We start from the raw sequence: 21,314 nt of genomic DNA on the forward strand, positions 1-21,314 counted from the left end.
GAATAGCAACAACAGCGCTACCAGCGCATAAAGAGAAAGGAGCACCACACGATGTCCGCTGATCTTCTGTACCCGCCCGGCGGCTGGGCCGAGCCTTCACAGCCTCGGCTGACGCCACAGACTGTCGCTCAGCGCGGCGTACTGTTTCGCACCGTCGGCCGGGTGTCGCGGCTGTTCGGGCGGCCAGAACTGCCGAATGTATTCCCGCTGCTACATCACAACCCACGGCTGTTCTGGGGCTGGCTGTTCTTTGCCTCGCGGCTGATGCCCTGGGGCAAATTGCCGGCACCAGCACGGGAACTGATGATCCTGCGCATCGCGTGGCTATGCCGCTGCCGTTATGAGTGGGGTCAGCATGTGGAGTTGGCCGAGCGAGCCGGCGTCAGCGATCGCGAGCTGGTCGCCGTCACGCGTGGCCCCGATGCTTTTGACGACCCGGCACTGCGGCCCCTGATACAGGCGTGCGACGACCTGTATCACCGCGACTGCCTCAGTGACGACACCTGGCGTGCCCTGAAAAAACAGCACTCGGACAGCCTGATGCTGGAGATCATGATGCTCGCCGGGCACTACCGGATGCTGGCCGGTGTGCTGCTCAGCGCCGGCCTGATGCTGGAGCCGCGCATGGAAGAAAACCTGCAACAGTTTCATGCACGCGTGGCTCATCTGGTGCAGCAACCCGAGCAATCGCTATAGCCGGTTCACCGGCAGCTTGAGGTACACCACACCGTTACCCTCCGCCGGCGGCATCTGGCCGGCGCGGATATTGATCTGGACCGACGGCAGAATCAGCCTGGGCATGGCCAGTGTGGCATCGCGTTCATTGCGCATGGTGACAAAAGCTGCCTCGCTGATGCCGTCCTGCACATGAATATTGCCCTTTTTTTGCGCCGCCACGGTGGTTTCGCACTGGTGCTCGCGGCCAGCGGGCGGGTAATCGTGGCACACGAACAGGCGAGTATCGCCGGGTAACGCCAGCAAATTCTGAATCGAGCGATACAGCTGCTGCGCATCACCACCGGGGAAATCACAGCGGGCCGTGCCTACATCCGGCATAAAGAGGGTATCGCCGACAAACAGCGCATCGCCGATCAGCCAGGCCATGTCCGCTGGTGTGTGGCCGGGGGAGTGAATCACCTGCCCGGTGAGTTCGCCGATCTGAAAAGTATCGCCAGGGCTGAACAGATGGTCGAATTGGCTGCCGTCACAGGGAAAGTCCTCCCCCAGATTGAACACGTCGCGAAAAATGGCTTGTACCTGCTGAATCGGCTCGCCGATGGCAATGCGCCCGCCCAGCGCCTGCTGCACAAAGGGCGCGGCGGAAAGATGGTCCGCGTGGGCGTGTGTTTCCAGAATCCAGTCGACCGTCAATTGCTGCGTCCGCACGAAATCCACCAGACGCTGGGCGCCAGTGGTGGCGGTGCGGCCAGAGGCGTGATCGAAATCCAGCACCGGATCGATCACTGCGGCATGGCCGCCCGTGTGGTCATAGACCACATAGCTCCAGGTTTCGGAATCCGGATCCAGAAATGGCGCCACCTGGGGGCGGCCAGCCGAGATTGCTTGCATGGTTTTCTCCTTGCCCGTTACACGTGGGTGAATGTAGAGGCCAGGAGACAATATATATTTACATATAATGTATTTCAATATAATATTGTCGGCAACTCCTTCAGAGCAGATTCGATCCATGCCAGACCCGACGTTCGACCTGATAAAAATGCGCGCCGCCGCGGGCGACGCGACCCTAATGCTGCGCTCCCTGGCCCATCAGGATCGGCTACTGCTGCTATGCCTGCTCAGCCAGGAGGAGTTATGCGTCAGTGATCTGGAAGCGCGCCTGAGCATTCAGCAACCCAGCCTGTCGCAACAGCTGGGTGTGCTGCGCCGCGAGGGCCTGGTGGCCACGCGCCGCGAAGGCAAGCACGTGTTTTACCGGATCGCAGACACACGCGTACTGAGCCTGCTGCAAACACTTTACGGCCTGTTTTGTGCACCCGCCGAGGAAACCGCCGATGCTACAGCTTGATTTGGCTGCCTTTACCCCCGCCAGCAGCCTTGCCGGCGGTATCTTCATCGGGCTGGCTGCCGCCATGCTGATTTTACTCAACGGCCGGATTGCCGGTATTTCCGGCATCGTCGGCGGGCTGCTCAGGCCCGTTCACGGCGACATCAGCTGGCGGCTGGCGTTTACCGCCGGATTGATGCTCGCGCCGCTGCTCTGGGCAACCGTCTCTGCCCTGCCGGCTATCCGGATCGACGCCGGCTTTCCGGTGCTGATCGTCGCCGGGCTGCTGGTCGGCATCAGTGTCCGCTACGGCGCGGGCTGCACCAGTGGCCATGGTGTGTGTGGCCTGTCACGACTGTCGCCCCGTTCACTCGTGGCCACGCTGGCGTTCATGTGCAGCGGTTTCGCCACCGTCTTTGTTGTCCGCCATCTGATCGGAGGCTGATCATGTCCCGTTCTGTCACTGCATCGTTTCTTGCCGGGCTGTTGTTCGGCCTGGGGCTGATTCTCTCTGGCATGGCCAACCCGGCCAAGGTGTTGGGCTTTCTTGATCTGGCAGGCGCCTGGGACCCGTCCCTGGCGCTGGTCATGGTCGGCGCCATCGCCGTAGCCATGGTAGCTTTCCGCCTCGCCAGCCGGCGCCAGCACTCACTGCTGGCAGAACCGATGCGCCTGCCTGGCAAAGGCGATATCGACCGCCGCCTGGTGCTCGGCGGCCTGGGCTTCGGCATCGGTTGGGGGCTGGCCGGGTTCTGCCCCGGCCCGGCGCTGGTGGCGCTGGGGGCCGGCGAACTCAAGGCGGCAGTTTTTGTAGCCGCCATGCTGGCCGGCATGGCATGGTTCGAATTACTCGAACGTCCACCTGCCCGGGCCGCTTGACACATGGTGCCTTCCCTATATCGCCGCCTGCCAGCCTGGTTACGTCAGTATCGGCGCGACATTTTCGCCGGTGACCTGCTCGCTGCCAGCATGGCATTGATGCTCACCGTGCCGCAGGCGCTGGCCTATGCCGCGCTGGCCGGGCTGCCACCTTACCTTGGCCTCTACGCGAGCCTGCTGCCGCTGGCGCTTTATGCGGTGTTCGGCGGCCAGCCGGCGCTGGCCGTCGGCCCGGTAGCGGTGCTGGGCGTGGTCACGGCGTCTGCGCTGGCGCCATTGGCGATGCCGGGAAGCATGGAATATATCGTCGCGGCGGCCGTGCTGGCGTTGCTCTCGGGCGGGCTGCTGATGCTGTTCGGGCTGTTGCGCCTGGGCGTGCTAGCGCAGTTGCTCTCGCACCCGGTCGCCAGTGGCTTCATTTCCGGCGCGGGGGTGCTGATCATTCTGAGCCAGCTGCCGCCGCTGTTGGGCCTTGCCACCAGTACCCGCAGCGGCGCGCTGCAACTGTTCGATATCGCTGCACAGCTGGGCAGCGCCACGCCATTGGTAGCAGCGCTCGGCGGCGGCAGCTTGCTAGTGCTGCTGTTGTCGCGGCGCGGGCTGCCGCGCTTGCTGCATGCGCTTGGCCTGCGGCCCCCACATGCCCTGTTGCTGAGCCGGCTGATGCCGATGCTGCTGGTGTTGCTGGCTGTTGCGCTGGTGCATGTGCGCCAGTGGCATGGCTTGCTGCCGGTGGTCGGCGCGCTGCCATCGGGGCTACCCTCGCTGGCATGGCCGGCGGTAGATCTGCCGTTGCTACGCTCGCTGTTGCTGCCGGCGCTGGTGGTGGCGCTGATCGGCTTCGTGGAAAACATCTCCATCGCCCAGCGGCTGCGGGGAGATCAAAATGTGGATGCCGACCGGGAACTGCTTGCCCTTGGCGCCGCCAATCTTGGCAGTGCGTTTTCCGGTGCGATGCCGGTGGCGGCCAGTTTCTCCCGCAGCGCCGTGAATGCGGAGAGCGGTGCCCGCACGCCGCTGGCCAATCTGTTCACGGTATTGGCTCTCGCCTGCGTGCTGCTGTGGTTCACCGATATTTTTCGCACCCTGCCGCTGGCCGTGCTTTCCGCCATCATCATCTCCGCCGCCATCGGCCTGATTGATTTGCGCACCTTGCGACACGCATGGCGTTACGACCGCGCCGATGCCATGGCGTGGCTGGGCACTTTTGGTGGCGTGCTGGTGTTCGGGATCGAGGCGGGCATTGCGCTGGGCATCGGGCTGTCGCTAGCTACCCTCATCTGGCAGGCCAGCCGGCCACATATTGCAGTCGTCGGCCGGGTGCCCGGCACCGAGCATTTTCGTAACGTGCTGCGGTTTGAAGTGAAAACACACGACAACCTGCTTTTTCTTCGCATCGACGAAGTACTGTTTTTCGGCAATGTGCGAGCTGTCGAGCAACGGATCGGCCAGGCACTGCGCAGCCAGCCCACAGCCGAGCATCTGGTGTTGCTGCTGTCGTCCGTCAGCCGTATTGATGCCACCGCACTGGAAATGCTGCATTCGTTGAATAACGATCTGGCCGGCCGTGGCATCAAGCTGCATCTGGCAGAGGTACGCGGCATGGTGCTCGATCAGTTGAAGCGATCTGATCTGCTCGAACAGCTCAGCACAGCACCCTTCCTTAGTGCGTTTGAAGCGGAGGTGAAGCTGGGCGGGAAATGAGGTGCCAGATTTTCCGCCTGCGCTCCGCATGAGCCTTGGACCCCTCTCGCCAAGCCCTTATTCGCTTTGCTCACCCTCCGGGCCAACCTGCGGCTGTTCTGCGCTGCGCTTGTCCCAACAAGGGGGGGGGGAAGGAGTGGTTTTGTGCGCGCTGGAGCGAGAGCTGGTTGTGAAATGGCCTGATGATTCTGGACAGCAACGAAGGTGGCAAATTGCCGCCGACTGAAGTGGTCCGTATCTTGACCGGACGATCCTTTTCTACAGCGTCCGAGTACGAAGCAGCCGGGCGGAGCGTTCAGAAGCGCAGCTGCACCGATGCCATTTGCGGGGTCAGCCACCATCGGTACTGCACTGGCAGGCGGGCGCCACCAGCGCGAAGGGTGAAGCTCGGGGCGGCCTGGTAACGTGATGCGGCAGTGGATTGGGTGCGTATGCGCAGTTCTGAAACCAGCATACCGGTTGCAAAATTGAGGGCACCGTCCCCAGCGCGATCATCGTCAAACGCGATCAGCAGCCCACCGGCGAGGTTAACCAGCAGCGGCCCGGTGCGGGCACCAAGGCGGCGACGATACTGCTCCTCCGCTGCGAGGTTGGCGATGCGTGCGCGTGCTGCCGCCACGTCTCCGGTTGCACGCAGTTCGGCAAACTCACGCTGCGCTCGCCGATGCGGCTGCGGAAACAACAGCACATCCGCCAGCCCCAGCAGCGATTTCACGGCGCTGACGCGGGCATCGTAGCGATCATCCGCATCGCTGGCGCGATCGGCTTCCACGGCGTAGAAGGTAGCGGCCGCCGCATAGCCTGTCCCCCAAAGATATTGCCAGCGCTGTGCCTGGCGGGCGCCTTCATCCACCGTCGCTTGCATGGCGGCCCACTCGTCGCCAGGCACGGCATGTTCTTGCGCAAAGGCTGCTGCCGACATCAGCCAGGCGATCCCGATCATGATTCCCTTGCAGTGCATCGCTGTCTCCCTCAGCTTGCCGGTGCGGTCTCTAGGGGCGCGGCTTACAGCAGGTTCTCGATATCCGTTGCCAACGATTCCGGCTTGTCGGTGGGGGCGTAGCGCTTCACCACCTTGCCGTCCCGGCCGACCAGAAACTTGGTGAAATTCCATTTGATGGCCTTGCTGCCCAGCAGGCCGGGTGCCGCTTTTTTCAAATGTTGATAAAGCGGATGGGCTGCGCTGCCGTTTACTTCCACCTTGGCGAACATCGGGAAGCGCACCCCGTAATTGACTTCACAGAATTCACTGATCTGCGCTTCATCACCCGGTTCCTGATGGCCGAACTGGTCACACGGAAAGCCGAGGATCTCCAGCCCCTGGTCGCGGTATTTTTCATATAACGCTTGCAAGCCCTTGTACTGCGGCGTGAAACCGCACTTGCTGGCGGTGTTCACGATCAACAGTACCTTGCCCTGGTAATCGCTCAGGTTGCGCTGTTCCCCTTGCAGGGTGGTGGCGGAAAAATCGTACAAGGCTGCCATGCTATGTTGCTCCGCTAGAGGCTGTGCTGGTGAATTGATCTTCAAGGAGTGTACCCGAGCGCTCCCGACGCGCCTACGCGGCAGCGAGCGTCAGGCGGTGGCGAGAGCGGCGCGGCCGCGCAAGCCCGGCGCGCCCACTGGCGTCGGGCCGCGCCGGCCGGTAGATTGCAGCTTCACCTACAGTACGGAATCGGCATGGACTGGCATATTCTGCTGAACAAGGGCCGCCTTGGCGGGCGTAGCCCGAAAGACGAGAGCGGCCGCACTGCGTTCATTCGCGATCACGACAAGATCATCTTCTCCGGCGCCTTCCGGCGGCTGGCGCGCAAGACTCAGGTGCACCCGCTGGCTACCAACGATCATGTGCACAATCGGCTGACGCATTCGCTGGAAGTTTCCTGTGTCGGCCGCACGTTGGGCATCCGCGTCGGAGAACGGCTGGAGCGTCGTCACCTATTGCCAGAACACACCAGCGCTACGGATCTCGGCGATATCGTGCAATCGGCTTGCCTCGCGCACGACATCGGCAACCCGCCCTTCGGCCACACCGGCGAGCGCGCCATCCGTGCCTGGTTCGGTGATCGCGGCGCCCGCTATCTCGCGCCGCTCAGTGATGAGCAGGCCAGTGATCTGCGCGTCTTCGAAGGTAACGCGCAAGGCTTTCGCATCCTCACCAAGAGCGAATACCACCAGTACGCCGACGGTATGCGGCTCACTTACGCTACGCTGGGCGCCTTTTTGAAATACCCGTGGTTGTCGGCTGTCAGCGAGCGCGATGATTGCCCCCGGCGGCACAAATACAGCGCCTTTCGTGCCGAGGCAGCCGCATTTCAGGAAGTGTGCACCGCTACCGGCATGGTGCCGCTGGCACCCGGCATTCATGCCCGCCACCCGCTGGCCTATCTGGTCGAGGCCGCCGACGATTTCTGCTACGCCATCATTGACCTGGAAGACGGTCTGGAAATGGATCTGTTGCACTGGGACGAGGTACATGCGCTGCTCGCACCAGTCATCCCGGACAGCGAAGAAGTGCGGGCGCTGCTGCATTCGGACATGCGTGTCGGCCGCAAGGCGGCGCTGCTGCGCGGCAAGATCATCGAACGCTTCATCGAAGCCGGGGTGGAAGCCTTTATGGCCAACCACGACCGCCTGCTGGCCGGCACCCTCGCCGGGGATCTGATCTCCCATTGTGAGCCGGCCGTTCACAATGTGGTGGAGAACGCCAAGCAGCTGGCAAAAACCAAGGTGTTTGAACACCCGCGCAAGATCGAGCTTGAGATCGGTGCCTTCGAGGTGATCGGCACGCTGCTCGACAGCCTGATCGAAGCCGCCACCAGCCACGCTCGTGACGACACTTCCAATTACCGTCATCAGCGCATTATCGATCTGATGGGCCGGCACAGCTTTCCGCCGAATCTTGCGCAACTGCCGGAGAACGAGCGCATTTACCAATGCATGATGCGCGCCCTGGATTTTCTCGCCGGCATGACAGATGACTACGCCACCTATCTGGCCAAGCAATTCTCGGGCATGGCTGTCACGCGCTACTGACCAGCGGGCGCCCGTCGCCCTCTTGCGGCACGGGCGCCATGCCGGGCATCAATCGACCCGCCTCCAATCCTCGCGCGCCATGTAAATGCGCGTCTCGCGCACGACGACACCGGATAACAACAGCAGCCCGACCAGGTTCGGCAGGGCCATCAGCCCGTTGGCAATATCGGAGAATGTCCACACTGCTTCCAGCGACAGCACACAGCCCACATACGCCAGCACGGCGAACAACACGCGATAGGGAAATACCGCACGGCGCCCCCACAGGCTTTCCAGGCAACGCTCACCGTAATAGCTCCAACCCAGCATGGATGTATAGGCGTAAACCAGCACGCCCACGGTGACGACATAGGTGCCCCAGCCACTGCCAAGCCCCTGCTCGAGCGCCCAGGCTGTCATCGGCGCGCCACGCAGGCCCGGCTCGCTCCAGGCGCCGGTCACAATCAGCGCCAACGCGGTCAAAGTGACCATGATCAGCGTATCGGTGAACGTTTGCGTCATGGAAACCATCGCCTGCCTCACCGGCTGGCTGGTCTTCGCCGCTGCTGCGGCAATCGCGCCAGTACCCAGGCCCGATTCATTAGAGAAGATGCCGCGTGCCACACCCATCTGGATAGCGATCAGCACACTGGCACCGAGAAAACCCCCTGCCGCTGCGCTGCCTGTAAAAGCATCACGAAACACCATCAGCAGTGCACCCGGCAACCGCTCGGCAAATACCACCAGCACTGTCAGAGCGGCGAGGATGTAAAGCACGATCATCACCGGCACCACCGCAGCGGCAAACCGGCCGATACTGCGAATGCCACCCAGGATCACCGCCCCTGTCGCCAGCGCCAACAGTATTCCGGTCTGAGCGTGATCAATCTGCCAAGTGCTGGCAAGCTGGTCTGCTGCGGTATTGGCCTGCACCATATTGCCGATACCAAACGAGGCAATAATGCCGAACACCGCGAACGCCGCTCCCAGCGTCCGGCCAAGCCGGCCGCCTACGCCGAATGCCAGATAATTCATCGGTCCGCCAGTCTGCTCGCCCCGCGCATCAGTGCGGCGATACTTGACGCCGAGCAGTGCTTCGGAATACTTGGTCGCCATCCCCGCCAGGCCGGTAATCCACATCCAGAACAACGCACCCGGCCCGCCAGTACCGATGGCAATTGCAACACCGGCGATATTGCCAACACCGACCGTAGCCGCCAGGGCAGTGGCCAACGCCTGGTAATGCGATACATCCCCGGGCACATCCCCTTTTTCCTTGCGGTGTATGAAGGCCAGCCAGAATGCGTGCCCCATCACCCGAAACTGCAAACCGCCCAGCCGCACCGTCAGATACAGACCCGTCAGCAACAGCAGCGGCACCAGCAGATACGGCCCCCAGACGAATCCGTTAATCGCTTTTAACGTCGCTTCCAGTTGCACCATGCGTTACCTCCCCAGCGAGCCGCCAGGCTCGTTCGCGCTCTGATTGACGTTGAATCCCCAAGCCGCCAAGAATGCGCCTCGCAGGCGCTCACGTCACCCCCGAGATCGCTTTTATGTCGGTGCCAGTGGTTACTGGAACAGCCTTTCGCTGCCTCTCCCGAAACGGCTGGACAAAAGTAGCTGCCCCTCCCGGAAGGCTTGCTCTCGATCGTCACCGGCAGCGACATTATTTTTATTTGTCCCGGTCAATTTTCGCCACTGCCGTATTCCTTTACCTTCAAATCCTTCAACCGCCCCCGCCTGTCTAGCTACTGGTGCCGGCCGACGCCAAGCTGGCACTAGCCGTCCCACAGCCCGGTCTCAACATCGTTTTCAGCCCTCTTTGCAAGCGCTCGCCAACCCCGGCGCCGCATCCGATCTGCATCGTCTGGCCGACTCCTGCGTGAGGACGTTATCCTGTCTTCAGATATCGGCTGAACAGCGCCTCGCCCGTGGCGGTAATCCACCCACGGGCCACAGCGCCCCCCCCCCTGTACTGCGTGGCTATCCACGCTCCGCCACTGGCGCGGTAAAGGTTTGAGCAATTATGCAGGATTCACTGTTCTCCTTAGACGAGGCACCTGCCGAGGGCAGCGTACGTCCGGCCAGTCAAGGCGCCCAACTGGCCGCGCTTGCGCAACAATTGCCTGACACACTCCGGCTGGGCACTTCTTCCTGGCATTATCCCGGCTGGGCCACGCTGGTGTGGGACCGGCTCTACAGCGAAGCGCAGCTCTCTCGCGACGGCCTGAGCGCCTATGCGGCGCACCCGCTGTTTCGCACCGTCGGCGTGGATCGCGGTTTCTACAAACCGCTCACCACAGAGCAATACTCTCGCTACGCCGCTCAGGTGCCCGCGGATTTTCGTTTCGTTATCAAGGCACCCAGCCTGGTGACCGATGCCCAGCTGCGCAGCGGCGATGGCAAAGCCCTCGAAGCCAATCCGGCGTTTCTCAGCGAAGAAGCCGCCGCCAGCACCTTCATCGAGCCAGCACTGGCCGGGCTGGGCAACAAGCTCGGCGCGCTGGTGTTCCAGATCAGCCCGCTGCCCGGCAGCTGGCTCAAACAAATGCCACGCCTGATCGCGCAACTGCATCGGCTGCTGGCAAGCCTGCCCGCGTTGCAGGCGCACGCACCGGAGGCAGTGATCGCCGTCGAGGTACGCGACCCGGAGTGGCTCACCACCGAATTCATTGCCGCACTGCGCGACACTGGCGCCACCTACTGCCTCGGCCTGCACGCAAAGATGCCGCCTATCAGCGAACAGCTACCCATCTTGCGCGCCCTGTGGCCCGGCCCGCTGGTGTGCCGCTGGAATCTCAATCCCGTGCACGGCGCCTACGGCTACGAAGAAGCCCACGCGCAATACAGCCCCTACAACAAGCTGATAGACCCCGACCCGGAGACCCGCGCCGCGCTGGCACGCGTGATCGCCGGCACCGTCGGCGCGGGCCAACGCGCCTATGTAACCCTGAGCAACAAGGCCGAAGGCTGCTCGCCGCTCTCGGCCATCGCCCTGGCGCACGCCATCCTCGCCACTCGTTGACCACTGCCCGCCCAGGCGCCGCCGTTTGGTGCGCCTGGCCATTTGAGCCTGACCGTCCGAACTTGGCCGTTAAACAGAACCGTCCACGCACTGCCCGCTTTGCATTGCCGGGCAACCACGTTATGCTTACGACACTGTCCATTTGTACAGTTATCATTTAATCGGGAAGGCGCAGAGGTAATGAATGGCCGTCGAAGTGGTATACCGCAGCTCCCGCGATCCGGGGCAACTTTTCATGGATAAAGCCGAAGCAGATCGCCACGACAAAATGCTTGAGCTGGCCGAAGCACTGCGTGAAGTGCTGCAAACAGCCGTACCCTCACTGAGCGAGCAGCAAGGAGAAGAGCTGGGCATCTTCATGGCCAGGAACCGGGCAGTATTTGCCAAGGCATTCCGTGGCCCGGTGGATGCCCTGGCAGAGCTTGAGCCGGCACCACAAGACGACACGGGCGACGCTGTTGTGCTACAGCCGCAAAGTGATGCATCAGCGGAGAGCGCCACACAGGAAAAAGCGCTGCAACAGCAGGCATCCTGACACCCGGAAGCATCAGCCCTGCCATTGCCCCGGCCTTGAGCCGGGGCTGTTGCCCATTGGCAACACCTGCGCTAAAGCGCTCCACACACTGGCTACACTCGCGCCCCCCCTATTCAAAGCCGGGAGTGAAGCGAAATATGGCGTGTGGCGTGTGGCGTGTGGTGTACAGAGAACAGAAAGCAGGTGCAGCAAGTCGGCATCCGAACCTGGCCAACCTGAAATCACTTCACCGCGAGTTGCTGCGCCAGGCCTGTAGTACGCGCAATATTTTTTTGCACCGCTGTGCTCAGCAAGCGGGTATCCCCCACCATCAGCAACTGCTTCCGAGCACGGGTAATCCCCGTATACACCAGCTCGCGGCTCAACACCGGGCTGTCACTCTCGGGTAGCACCAGTGCGACATGATCGAATTCGCTGCCCTGGCTTTTGTGGATCGTCATCGCCCAGCAATCTTCAAAGGTGGGCAGGCGCACCGGCGGCACGAAACGGATTTGCCCGTCCGGCGCCAGAAAAGCCACCTTTAGTTGGCCCTCCGCCGGATCGATCACGGCCACCCCGGCATCGCCATTGAACAGGCCCAGCGACCAGTCATTGCGTGTCAGCAATACCGCCCGACCGGGGTACCACGATGCCGCACTCGCCAGACCGTTACGGCGCAGGGCGCGGCTGATCTGTGCATTGATCTGTTCCGCACCCCATGGCCCACGGCGTAAAGCGCACAGGATGCGGAAGCGGACAAAGGCTTCCAGCACCTCCTCGGCGGGCGCACCCTCGACGGCCAGCGCAAGCATCGGCGTCAGGTGTTCAACGGCGTGCTGGATCAGCGCAGCACGATCCGGGGCAGCCCAGCGGATATCCACCGGGGGGTGCTCACGCAAGGCATGCACAGCCCGGGTATCGCCGCGCCGCACCGCATCCGCCAACCGGGCGATGCCGGAGGCATCATCAAAGCGATGCACGCGGGCCAGCCGGGTGACGTGATCGTCGACAATGCTCTGCTGCCCGTTGTTGGCGGTAACCCTGACACCTTCCTGTTCGAGCCGCGCCGCCAGCGCCGGGGAAAAATCGCCGCCGCCCTGGCCGCACAGATCGGCGAATACACTGCCCGCCTCCACCGAGGCCAGCTGGTCACGATCGCCGATCAGATACAGGCAGGCGTGCTCCGGCAACGCGGCCACCAGCTGTGTCATCAGGCCCAGATCAATCATCGACGCTTCATCTATCACCACGATATCGGCGGGCAGCAGGCGCCCGGCATGGTAACGCGGGCGGCCATCTCGGCCGGCGCCCAGCAGGCGATGCACGGTGACCGCCTCGGCGGGCAGTGCCGCACTCAAGGCGTCCGGCAGCGGCAGCGAGGGCAGCGTGGCACGCAGGGATTCTGTCAGCCGGGCCGCGGCCTTGCCGGTGGGCGCTGCCATGCGAATGCGCGGCAGCGGTTCATCGGGCGCTTGCTCGTTCGCCAGCAGCAGGTGCAGTGCCAGCATCCGGGTGACCGTCCAGGTTTTGCCCGTGCCCGGCCCGCCGGTGATGATGCCGAAACGGTGCAACACGCAGTTGATCGCGGCCACACATTGCCAATCGATATCGCCCTCAGCGGGTGGCGGAAACAATATGCCGGCCAGCCGGCCTGCGGCGCCTGTAGGGATATCGCACAGCGCCAGGCGGCTGCGCACGGCAGCGGCGACGCGGCCCTCGGCATCATAATGGCGCGCCAGATAAAGCCGCGTGCCATCAATGATCAGCGGCGTGTTATCGCCGGGCGCACCGAGCACCACGCCATCGGGCGCGGGCGCCGTGGCCGGGGGCCGCCAGGGGCAGTCTGTGCTGTCGAAGGGTTGTGCAGGCGGCGCCGACAGGTCCAGGCAAACGTGCCCCTGCGCGCCGAGATAGCTGACCAGTGCCACCAGCCACACGGCTTCGTCATCCGGCGCATGGGCTGCCACCAGCTGCGCCAGCGCCACGTCGAGGGGCCGCAGCAGGCCGCGCCCGGCGCGGCTTTCAAGCCAGCCAAGCGCGGTGCGGGCGACTGTATTTTCGCTCAGGGCTGTATTTTCGCTCATGGCTGCTTGTCGCTCACGGCTGCTTTTTTGCTCACGGCTGTATCTCGCTCACGGCTGTTATTCCGCTCATGGCCTTTTTCCGCTCATGGCTGTTTTCCGCTCGGAGCTGTTTCTCCATTCATGGCTGCCTTCCTCGCCCCGCTGCCTTTTCGAGCAAGGCGGTGGCCGCACGCACGGCTGTCGCCCCGGTCAGGGCTGTCGTACCGCTTCATCCCGCTCACGGTGGCCTCGCCTTTCACCGCTGTTTCCCATGCTTTGCCAGGCCGTCACTCATGGTTGTCCTAGCAGTTGATCCAGGCACGCCAGCAACGCGGGGCTCGGCCGGTGGAACCAGATGCCGCCGCCCTCGGGCTGGATGCCCCGCAGGAACAGGTAACCAACCCCGCCGAAATGTTGTGCCGGATCGTAATCGGGCAAGGTGCGGCGCAGGTGCCGATGCAGGGCTACGGCGTACAGCATCGCCTGCACATCATACCGGTGCTCGGCCATCGCCGCGTCGAGCGCGCCGGCGTGGTAATCCTCGGCACTGTGCCCAAGCCAGTTGCTCTTGTAGTCCGCTACATAAAAGCGGCCATTGGCGCGAAATACCAGATCGATAAAACCGCGCAGCATTCCCGCCACGTCTCTGAAGTGCAGCGCCGGGCGGGGCTGGCTGGCCGGCAGGATATCAATCGCCTGCTCCAGTGCTGCGGCATTCAGGGTGCCCAGCGGCAGCATGAATTCCATTTCGATGGCGGTGGCCTGAGCATCCATCAGCCGGGGCTCGCCATCGGCCAGCGGCGCGGCCAGGGTGTGTGCCACCATCTGCTGCAATACCGGCACCCAGGCTTCATCAAAGCCATGGCGCGCCAGCTGCGCGGCAATCATCGCCGCCGGGGCGTTGTTGCCGGCCCGGCAATCCAGACGCTCGAATATGCCGTGCAGGCAGATGCCTGCTGCCGCACCCCGAGGGAAATTGTGAATGGTGTGTGTTGCCGTCGCCGGTTGCGGCGCGGCGATTTCCGCCGGCTCGAAGTGCTCGGCCTGTGGATGCTCCAGCTCTCGCGTCAGGCCGGTGTAGCTGGTGAGGCGCCAGTGATCTGCAATCTGCCCGGAAAAGACGCGGGCCGCCAACGGCGGTGCCGTTGCGGGTGCCGGCGCAGCCCAGCCGGCTGCGGGGGGTTCGTCTGTCCAGTCCAGCGTGTCATTGTCGCGCAGTTCAGCCAGACGCGCCCGATAGTCATCTGCACCAGTGGCCTCCGCCCCCAGGCCCAGCAAGTGGTGCACGGCCGCGTCGGCAAGCCCCTTGCCTACCGGCGCCAGCATCACATAACAACGGTGCACGCTGCGGGTCAGCGCCACATACAACAGGCGCATGTCTTCACCCAGCTGCTCCCGGCGAGATGCCTGCCGCAGCTCGGTGACGCGCGATTCGTCCAGCAGGCTCTCGGCATCCATTGCCAGGCAGGGGGCGCCCGTGTCTGCGTCGTAGTAGCTGATATCCCGGCCGGCACGCGAGGGCGCATTCCACATGCCGGCGACAAACGTCACCGGGTACTGCAAGCCCTTGCTAGTGTGGATGGTGACCACTTTGACCAGATTGTCTTCGCTTTCCAGCCGCAGCTGGCGGGTGTCATCTTCCAACTGCTGCTGACGCTGGCGTGCGTACCAGTGCAGTAGCTCACGAGGGCCGCCCTGCGCGCCAGCTGCCTGCTGCAACAGCTCGCACAAGTGCAGCAGATCGGTAACGTGTCGCTCACCTTCGTCACTCGCCCGCAGGCGTACCAGCAACTGCTCCTGGCCGAACAACCGGTATAGTGCGGGCAGCACGCCCTGGCTGCGCCAGAGGTCGCCCAGTTCGCGAAAATCTTCCAGCGTGCGCTGCCATTGGGCAGGGGTGTTGAAACGCTGATACAAGGCGCCCGGATCAATACCCACCAGGGCCGTGCCCAACGCGCTGCGCACCAGTAATTCGTTCTCCGGCTCGACCAGCGCGGCGAGCAGTTGCTCCAGATCGCCCGCCAGAGCGGTGGCGAACACGCTTTGCCGCCCCCGGTAAACACAGCCAAGGCCATGCTCGGCGAGAGCCAGCCTCACTTGCCGCGCTTCGTTGTGGCCGCGCACCAGCACGGCGATATCGCCTGCCTGGAGTGGCCGTTCACCGAGCTGCGCCTCGCCGGCGACTGCCTGCCGTAGCAGTTGGCTGATTTCCCCAGCAATCCAGCTTGCCTGCCAGTGCTGGGCATCGCCCTTGTTGTTGGCCAGCCCGGCCTGCTCGGGATCAGCCAGCACCAAGGTCAGCGCGGCGCGGCGTGCCGTGGTGTGCAGCGGAGTTTTATCGGCCTTGGCGGCTGCCTCGACGACATGAAAGCCGATGCCATCAATCAGGAACGGATCGTCATGCTCAACGAACAGCTTGTTCACGGCGGCGACCATCGGCGTGCTGGAGCGCCAGTTGGTGCCCAGCGTAAAGCGCCGCCCCGGATCGCAGTCTCGGGCCGCTGCCAGATAGGCATGAATATCCGCGCCTCGAAAACGATAAATCGCCTGCTTGGGATCACCGATCATGAACAGCGCCGCGCCATCGCGCTGGTAATACACGCGGCGAAAGATGTCGTACTGCAACGGATCGGTGTCCTGGAACTCATCCACCAGTGCCACCGGATAGCGCTCGCTGACCTGATGCGCGAGCATCTCGCCCAATGGGCCGGCCAAAGCGCCTGCTACATCGCCGAGCAGATCATCCATGCCGCGTGCGCCGGACAGCCCCTTGAGCTGGTGCACACGGGTGAGCACCTGATCGCGCATCTCGGCAAGCAACGCCGCACGCGCAAGCGCTGGCGCCTGCGCTTCGCGCTCGACAATCTCAGGCAGCAACGCCAGCACATCGTGGTTGGGCACGTCCACACGGCGCTCATCCCTGGCCGCGGCATACAAGCTTTCGGGGAACAGTCGGCCGCTTTGCAGCTTGCCGCTGCTGTCCCGTGCCACAGGCGTTTGCCGCTGGCCTGCTGCCCATTCATCCAGCTGACGCAAGGCCGGTTGCAACCAGCGCCATTGGAGCTTGCGGCCTTCGAACACTTTGTCGGCGCAGGCAGTTTGCAGATGTTTGCTGACCACCGGCCCGTGTGTCTGCCACGCCAGGCGCAAATCTTCCAGCAGCGCATCGTATTCACGCAGCTGCTTCAGATAGCGCTCGACGGACACCGCCGGCTCCAGCTGCGGACGCGGGCTACGCAGCACCGGGCGCAGTGCCTCATGCAAACCCTGTGGTGTTTCGAAGGTGCGCAACAGGCCGTCGCGCAGGGTGCTACCGGCGTAAACATTGCTGCGCCACACGTCAGCCACGGCCTGCTCTGTCAATCGGCTTTCATCTTCGATGAACTCGGCTTCAAGCGGCGCACCCAGATCCAGCGCGTATTCACGCAACAGCCGCTGGCAGAATCCGTGAATGGTAAAAATGGCGGCGTTGTCGAGGCTGGTAAGCGCTCGATCCAGCAAGGCGGTGGCTTGCTTTTGCGGTATCTCCGCGAGCAAAAACTGCTCAAATGCATCATCAGTTACGCCGTGCTGGAACAGTTGTCGGGCCTCTACCAGCCGCTGGCGCACACGGCCGCGCAGCTCGGCCACCGCCGCACGGGTAAACGTGACCACGAGGATATTTTCCACCGGCAACGGTGCACGACCGATGCCCAGCACCAGTCGCAGATACAGCGCGGCGATGGAAAATGTCTTGCCGGTGCCGGCGCTGGCTTCGATCAGATTCAGGCCGTGCAGATCAAGGGTGCGCAGATCAAGCGGCTGCATGTCAGTCATAGGGCAGCACCTCGGCCGCCGCTCGCAGCGGCGCCAGCAACCGCTCGCCTGCTCGCGCAAACGCGGCATACAAGGCGTCATCAAAGTGGGGGAACAGCCGCCTCACTGCCGGGTCGCTGGCCTCGCCGGCGCTGCGCTCGGTGCCCAGCAGCTCCACCGCCAGCCGGGCCGGTTCATCCGGGTACAACAGTGCGGCCCAGCCGCTCTGCGGCAGGAACGTCAGCGGTGTCTCAAGCCCATGCCGGTAGGCACGCAAGATAGTGCGCAAATGCGCCTCGGCATCGGCCTGTGCAAGCGCCAGTAAACGCAGTTGCACGTCGCGGAAGAACAACGTGCTGATGCGCGCCGGCTCCGGCAGCGTCAGGGTGTTGAGCACCAGGTGCGTCAGCCAGTAAGGCAGCAGATGCCGCACCTTCGGCGTTGCCCGTGACGCGCTCAGCAGCGCCGCCTTTTTCGGTGCTTCGCGAAACAGGCGCGAGGCATTGCGTGCCTGCCAGCCGGCGCCGGTAATATCGGTCAGATGGCCGGCGAGTGTCACTGCATCTGCCCCGCTGGTGCCGGCCGGTTCCTGAATGAAATAAGGCTGGATGCCCAATACTTCGCCCTTGTGCCACAGCGCCTGCACCCGATGCGCGTGCTCCTCTGCTGCCTCCACATGTTCCTGCAAGAAGCGCTGCCCGGCCTCGCCCGGCGGCAATTGCCCCCGCGCCTGCCAGCGCGCCAACAGATCGCTCCGATCTTCGCCAGCCAGCGTATGCTCCAGCACATCCTGTTCCAACTGCCAGGTATCCAGCCCGGTGGCCGCAAATGGCTCATCATCTTCCAGCGACTCATCACTGGTGCCGAGGAAGACGCCCAGCCGCTGCTCAAGAAAAGTGCGCGCCGGGTTACGCAGGAAACGTGCAAGCTCGGCGATCCCCGGTGCCAGCAGCCGCTCCGGCAGGTCGTCGCTCGGCAATGCCGTGGTGCCAGATGCCGGTGCGGCGTCCGGGCCGGCAGCCACATCGCGCCACAATTGCGAGTATGAAAACAACCCGGCATCGGCACCATCGAAATAGCGGGCGCTGAACGGCTGCAACGGGTGCTCGATGGTGAGCAGCTTCGACAAGGGCGTGCCGTTGCCTGCCTCTGTCTCGAATGCCTGATCGAGATAATCGGTCAATTCCGCCAGCACCACAGACGGCGGGCGCTCACTGTTGTCGCGGCTATCGCGGCCGCACCAGGAAATGAACAGCTGATCCCGCGCCGAGAGCAGCGCCTCCAGAAACAGGTAGCGATCTTCCGCACGCCGTGAGCGATCCCCCGGCAGCGGTTGCAGGCGCATCAGATCGTGGCCGGCCGGCTGCTCAGGGCGCGGGTAAGCTTCATCCTGCATACCCAGCAGGCAAACGACACGAAACGGCACACTGCGCATCGGCATCAGCGTGCAAAAATTCACCCGGCCGGCGAGAAAACGCTGGCCACCAGCACTGCCGGAAAGTTGCTGTCGCAGCCAGCTTTGCACCATATCGACATCCAGCGGTGCATCACCCAGCGCCGCCGACGCCGAGCGCGCAAAAGAATCCAGCGCGGCGCGCAGCTGGTCCAGCTCGGCTTGCCAGGCAGCATCGCTCTGAAAGCAATCGTCCAATAACTGGTTCAGCCGCGCCTGCCAATCCACAGCGCTGCACGGGCTATTCACGGCGCTATCGAAACGCTGCAACTGATGCAGGCACCAGGCCAGCTTGCCGGCCAGTTCGGCCTGCCCTTGCGTCAGCCCCGGCAGGCTGGCGATGCCTTGCCAGAGCGCTTCACCTTCGCCCATGGCCACGCCCAGCAGCAGCCGCTGCAAGCCGGCGGCCCAGCTGTTTTCGGTAAAGCCCGGCAAGCCCAGCCGTTCGCGATGTTTGCCATCCAGCCCCCAGCGGATCTGCGCCTGTTCTATCCAGCTACGCAGCAGTGGCAAATCATCGACACTGAAACCGAATCGCTCGCGCAGCGGCGCGACATCGAGCAGATCCATCACTTCGTTGGCAGTAAAGCGGCTCAGGCGCGGCTGCAACAGTTGCAGGAAGGCGCGCAGCACCGGCGCCTCCTCGGCCAGACTGCGATCGGCGATGGCCCAGGGAATAACGGGCGCGCCGCTGCCCTCGGCGCCGAACACGGCTTCGATCAGCGGCGCGTAGTCGCTGACCTGGGGCATCATCACCACCACATCACGAGGTTGCAGATCAGGCTGCGCCTGAAACAGCGCCAATAGCCGGTCGTGCAGCACTTCTACCTCGCGCATCGGGCTGTGGCAGTCGTGCAGCTGGATATTGTGCTGTGCCGGAGCACGCGGTGCTTCACGGCCATCACGCAGATGAAAGATATCTGCTTGCACTTGCCCCAGCAGTGTCGTCTCGCTCGGCGCTGTAAAACTGTCGATATCCTGGGTTTGCGGCCACAAGCCGCCCAGCAGAAGCTCCAGCAGCTCGCGGCCCTGCCCGCCCAGTGATGCCAGCAGCGGGTTGCCGGTTTCGTCAGGCAGAGCCTCCCATGTTTCACCGCGCTGCAACGCCTCGACACGGCGCCGCGCCAGCTGGCGGTCACTTTGCACATGGCCCCAGTATTCCTGGCTCGGATTGAGCAGGAACAGATGCACATCGACATGATCACCCAACACGCCCAGCGCCTGGAGCTGTGCAGCGGGCTGCGTGGTCGGCCCGAACAGGCAGACACGCTGCGGCAGCCTGGCTTGCTTCAGCCGGGTGGCCAAGGTATCGGCATCCATCAATTCGCCACGGTGCAGGTCACCCGGCGCCTGAGCGCGAATACGGGCTGCCAGCTGCTGCCACAACAGCGGCTGCCAGCGGCGTTGCGGCGGTACATTCTCAATCTCGCCCCGCTCCCATGCGGTCATCCAGGCCGGGCGATAAACCAGATACTGGTCAAACAGATCGGCAATCTGCTGACATAGTTGAAACCGCCGTAACGGACGGTCGTCATGCAGGTATTCGGCCAGTGGTGCACCGTCCGGCTGTACCAGCATCTGCGGCAGCAGCGCCAGCAAATGCCATAACATGCCCTCCTTGCTCCAGGCGGATTGCTCGGGCAGTTCCGGGTGCAGCTGGCGATGCAGCTTCCAGAAAAAGGAGGAGGGCAGCGGAAATTCCAGGTTCGCGGCGATGCCCAGATCCCTGGCAAGGGACAGCCGCAGCCAGGTGGCCATACCGGGGCTGTGTACCAGAATCGGCTCCGCCGCCAGTGGCTCTGGTGGTTGCGAGCGCAACAGTGCAGCAAGCATTGCCGCCAGGTCTTCCAGGCGGTTGGACTGGTAAAGGTAATGCATCAGCGATCCGTAAGCCGGCGTTATCTTGTTATGGATATCTGGCGCTTGCCCAGGGTGCTGTCAGCGGCCCGGAGGCAGTGGCAGCAGGCTTGCGGCCCGCACATCATCGGGCACCAGAATCTCGGTGGCCACCGGCAGGTGATCCGAGAGCAGGCAGCTCTCCAGCACTTCGGTCTGCACCGCCTGCAAGCCACTGCTGACCAGAATATGATCCAGATGCTTTTCCGGCGCCCAGCTCGGATAAGTGCGATGCTCGCCGTCCATCAGCCGCAAATCCAGCTCGGCCAGCGGTGAGTTCAACAGCTGCTCCGGCAGGCAGTTGAAATCCCCCATGATGACCACGTAGCGATACTCCCGCAGCAGCTTGCTCAGGTAAGCCAGCTGCGCATTGCGGTGTTTGCCGCCCAGCGCCAGATGCACACCCACCACCACCAACGGCATCGCCGGGTGGCCGTATTTGACGATAAAAGCGCCGCGCCCCGGCAGGCCGGGCAGTCGGTGATCTTCCACATGATAAGGCACCACACGGCTGAGCAGACCGTTGCTGAACTGCCCGAGCCGGCCCAGGTTGCGATTGAGCTGCTGGTGCCAGAAGGGGAAATCCGCCAGCGATGCCAGGTGCACCAGCTGGTTGAGAAATTTCGAGCGCAGGCTGCCGCCATCGACTTCCTGCAAGGCAACCATGTCGTATTCGCGCAGCACTTCGGCGATGCGCTGGATATTGTCCACGCTTTCCGGGTGCGCCACCAGATGCTTCCAGCTGCCCGTGATGTAATCACTGAATTTGCTGGTGCCAATGCCGGCCTGGATATTGAAGCTCAGCAGCTTCAGCCGATCATCTGGCAGCTCGATCATGCTCGGCTGGCGAGTTCGGCGCCGCAGCCCCTCTCGCACCAGCGAGAAGCCCTTGCGGGCCGGCGCCTTTGCCATTGGCTCGATGCGGGTTGTCGGTGTTCCGAAGGTCTGTGTCTTCAAGATAA

Annotated in this window: 16 protein-coding genes; 8 read left to right on the plus strand and 8 right to left on the minus strand. The window is 63.4% G+C overall.

Annotated features, from left to right (window positions below; all coding sequences use genetic code 11):
* Window positions 1-51: 51 nt before the first annotated feature.
* On the plus strand, window positions 52-696 hold the full coding sequence (locus tag MU846_RS03475) for a carboxymuconolactone decarboxylase family protein (protein WP_246948462.1): 645 nt from the start codon (window positions 52-54) through the stop codon (window positions 694-696).
* On the opposite strand, the gene MU846_RS03480 is transcribed toward MU846_RS03475, so the two are convergent.
* Window positions 691-1,569 carry an MBL fold metallo-hydrolase gene (locus tag MU846_RS03480; RefSeq protein ID WP_246948464.1) on the minus strand — a complete coding sequence of 293 codons (879 nt, stop codon included), beginning with the start codon at window positions 1,567-1,569 and terminating at the stop codon, window positions 691-693. The two genes, MU846_RS03475 and MU846_RS03480, sit on opposite strands and share 6 nt — an antisense overlap.
* Window positions 1,570-1,687: 118 nt before the next feature.
* Between MU846_RS03480 and MU846_RS03485 the strand changes: the two genes are divergently transcribed.
* The 4 genes from MU846_RS03485 to MU846_RS03500 are packed head-to-tail and all read left to right on the plus strand — an operon-like array spanning window position 1,688 to window position 4,588.
* On the plus strand, window positions 1,688-2,026 hold the full coding sequence (locus MU846_RS03485) for an ArsR/SmtB family transcription factor (RefSeq protein ID WP_246948468.1): 339 nt from the start codon (window positions 1,688-1,690) through the stop codon (window positions 2,024-2,026).
* Window positions 2,013-2,450 carry a YeeE/YedE family protein gene (locus MU846_RS03490; protein ID WP_246948471.1) on the plus strand — a complete coding sequence of 146 codons (438 nt, stop codon included), beginning with the start codon at window positions 2,013-2,015 and terminating at the stop codon, window positions 2,448-2,450. The genes MU846_RS03485 and MU846_RS03490 overlap by 14 nt, the downstream gene beginning before the upstream one ends.
* Before the next feature lie 2 nt (window positions 2,451-2,452).
* The gene (locus tag MU846_RS03495; RefSeq protein WP_246948473.1) at window positions 2,453-2,884 is read left to right on the plus strand and encodes a DUF6691 family protein; all 432 of its coding nucleotides are present in this window, start codon (window positions 2,453-2,455) and stop codon (window positions 2,882-2,884) included.
* A 3-nt stretch (window positions 2,885-2,887) separates the two neighbouring features.
* Window positions 2,888-4,588, plus strand: coding sequence for a SulP family inorganic anion transporter (locus MU846_RS03500; RefSeq protein ID WP_246948475.1), 1,701 nt, complete (start codon window positions 2,888-2,890; stop codon window positions 4,586-4,588).
* 295 nt (window positions 4,589-4,883) lie between these two features.
* Here MU846_RS03500 and MU846_RS03505 read toward each other — a convergent pair whose 3' ends face one another.
* A complete protein-coding gene (locus tag MU846_RS03505; protein ID WP_246948476.1) occupies window positions 4,884-5,549 on the minus strand; it encodes a hypothetical protein in 666 nt (221 codons plus the stop codon).
* Between the two features lie 44 nt (window positions 5,550-5,593).
* Window positions 5,594-6,073 carry a glutathione peroxidase gene (locus MU846_RS03510; protein WP_246948477.1) on the minus strand — a complete coding sequence of 160 codons (480 nt, stop codon included), beginning with the start codon at window positions 6,071-6,073 and terminating at the stop codon, window positions 5,594-5,596.
* A 195-nt stretch (window positions 6,074-6,268) separates the two neighbouring features.
* Here MU846_RS03510 and MU846_RS03515 point away from each other — a divergent pair, with 195 nt between their 5' ends.
* Complete coding sequence (locus tag MU846_RS03515) at window positions 6,269-7,624, plus strand: deoxyguanosinetriphosphate triphosphohydrolase (protein ID WP_246948481.1); 1,356 nt, start codon at window positions 6,269-6,271, stop codon at window positions 7,622-7,624.
* 48 nt (window positions 7,625-7,672) lie between these two features.
* On the opposite strand, the gene MU846_RS03520 is transcribed toward MU846_RS03515, so the two are convergent.
* The gene (locus tag MU846_RS03520; protein ID WP_246948483.1) at window positions 7,673-9,046 is read right to left on the minus strand and encodes an alanine/glycine:cation symporter family protein; all 1,374 of its coding nucleotides are present in this window, start codon (window positions 9,044-9,046) and stop codon (window positions 7,673-7,675) included.
* Between the two features lie 586 nt (window positions 9,047-9,632).
* Here MU846_RS03520 and MU846_RS03525 point away from each other — a divergent pair.
* The gene (locus MU846_RS03525) at window positions 9,633-10,631 is read left to right on the plus strand and encodes a DUF72 domain-containing protein (RefSeq protein ID WP_246948485.1); all 999 of its coding nucleotides are present in this window, start codon (window positions 9,633-9,635) and stop codon (window positions 10,629-10,631) included.
* 184 nt (window positions 10,632-10,815) lie between these two features.
* Window positions 10,816-11,166: a YebG family protein gene (locus tag MU846_RS03530; protein ID WP_246948486.1), complete on the plus strand. Its 351-nt coding sequence runs from the start codon at window positions 10,816-10,818 to the stop codon at window positions 11,164-11,166.
* A 221-nt stretch (window positions 11,167-11,387) separates the two neighbouring features.
* Here MU846_RS03530 and recD read toward each other — a convergent pair whose 3' ends face one another.
* The 4 genes from recD to MU846_RS03550 all read right to left on the minus strand — a co-directional run bounded on the left by recD (window position 11,388) and on the right by MU846_RS03550 (window position 21,309).
* A complete protein-coding gene (gene recD / locus MU846_RS03535) occupies window positions 11,388-13,229 on the minus strand; it encodes an exodeoxyribonuclease V subunit alpha (protein ID WP_246948487.1) in 1,842 nt (613 codons plus the stop codon).
* A gap of 270 nt (window positions 13,230-13,499) precedes the next feature.
* Window positions 13,500-17,024 carry an exodeoxyribonuclease V subunit beta gene (gene recB / locus MU846_RS03540; protein ID WP_246948491.1) on the minus strand — a complete coding sequence of 1,175 codons (3,525 nt, stop codon included), beginning with the start codon at window positions 17,022-17,024 and terminating at the stop codon, window positions 13,500-13,502.
* Window positions 17,017-20,334 (minus strand): exodeoxyribonuclease V subunit gamma, encoded by a 3,318-nt coding sequence (gene recC, locus MU846_RS03545; RefSeq protein WP_246948495.1) that lies wholly within the window; start codon window positions 20,332-20,334, stop codon window positions 17,017-17,019. Before recC ends, recB begins: the two co-directional genes overlap by 8 nt.
* Window positions 20,335-20,394: 60 nt before the next feature.
* Window positions 20,395-21,309, minus strand: a complete 915-nt coding sequence (locus MU846_RS03550; protein ID WP_371738543.1) for an endonuclease/exonuclease/phosphatase family protein — start codon at window positions 21,307-21,309, stop codon at window positions 20,395-20,397.
* Window positions 21,310-21,314 lie beyond the last annotated feature (5 nt).

The organism is Alcanivorax quisquiliarum (assembly GCF_023051175.1).
GTDB lineage: Bacteria > Pseudomonadota > Gammaproteobacteria > Pseudomonadales > Alcanivoracaceae > Isoalcanivorax > Isoalcanivorax quisquiliarum.

Excerpts from the sequence above, each read along its gene's own strand:
- MU846_RS03475 (WP_246948462.1), top strand. The coding sequence starts at position 52 with ATGTCCGCTGATCTTCTGTACCCGCCCGGCGGCTGGGCCGAGCCTTCA.
- MU846_RS03480 (WP_246948464.1), bottom strand. The coding sequence starts at position 1,569 with ATGCAAGCAATCTCGGCTGGCCGCCCCCAGGTGGCGCCATTTCTGGAT.
- MU846_RS03485 (WP_246948468.1), top strand. The coding sequence starts at position 1,688 with ATGCCAGACCCGACGTTCGACCTGATAAAAATGCGCGCCGCCGCGGGC.
- MU846_RS03490 (WP_246948471.1), top strand. The coding sequence starts at position 2,013 with ATGCTACAGCTTGATTTGGCTGCCTTTACCCCCGCCAGCAGCCTTGCC.
- MU846_RS03495 (WP_246948473.1), top strand. The coding sequence starts at position 2,453 with ATGTCCCGTTCTGTCACTGCATCGTTTCTTGCCGGGCTGTTGTTCGGC.
- MU846_RS03500 (WP_246948475.1), top strand. The coding sequence starts at position 2,888 with ATGGTGCCTTCCCTATATCGCCGCCTGCCAGCCTGGTTACGTCAGTAT.
- MU846_RS03505 (WP_246948476.1), bottom strand. The coding sequence starts at position 5,549 with ATGCACTGCAAGGGAATCATGATCGGGATCGCCTGGCTGATGTCGGCA.
- MU846_RS03510 (WP_246948477.1), bottom strand. The coding sequence starts at position 6,073 with ATGGCAGCCTTGTACGATTTTTCCGCCACCACCCTGCAAGGGGAACAG.
- MU846_RS03515 (WP_246948481.1), top strand. The coding sequence starts at position 6,269 with ATGGACTGGCATATTCTGCTGAACAAGGGCCGCCTTGGCGGGCGTAGC.
- MU846_RS03520 (WP_246948483.1), bottom strand. The coding sequence starts at position 9,046 with ATGGTGCAACTGGAAGCGACGTTAAAAGCGATTAACGGATTCGTCTGG.
- MU846_RS03525 (WP_246948485.1), top strand. The coding sequence starts at position 9,633 with ATGCAGGATTCACTGTTCTCCTTAGACGAGGCACCTGCCGAGGGCAGC.
- MU846_RS03530 (WP_246948486.1), top strand. The coding sequence starts at position 10,816 with ATGGCCGTCGAAGTGGTATACCGCAGCTCCCGCGATCCGGGGCAACTT.
- recD (WP_246948487.1), bottom strand. The coding sequence starts at position 13,229 with ATGAGCGAAAATACAGCCCTGAGCGAAAATACAGTCGCCCGCACCGCG.
- recB (WP_246948491.1), bottom strand. The coding sequence starts at position 17,024 with ATGACTGACATGCAGCCGCTTGATCTGCGCACCCTTGATCTGCACGGC.
- recC (WP_246948495.1), bottom strand. The coding sequence starts at position 20,334 with ATGCATTACCTTTACCAGTCCAACCGCCTGGAAGACCTGGCGGCAATG.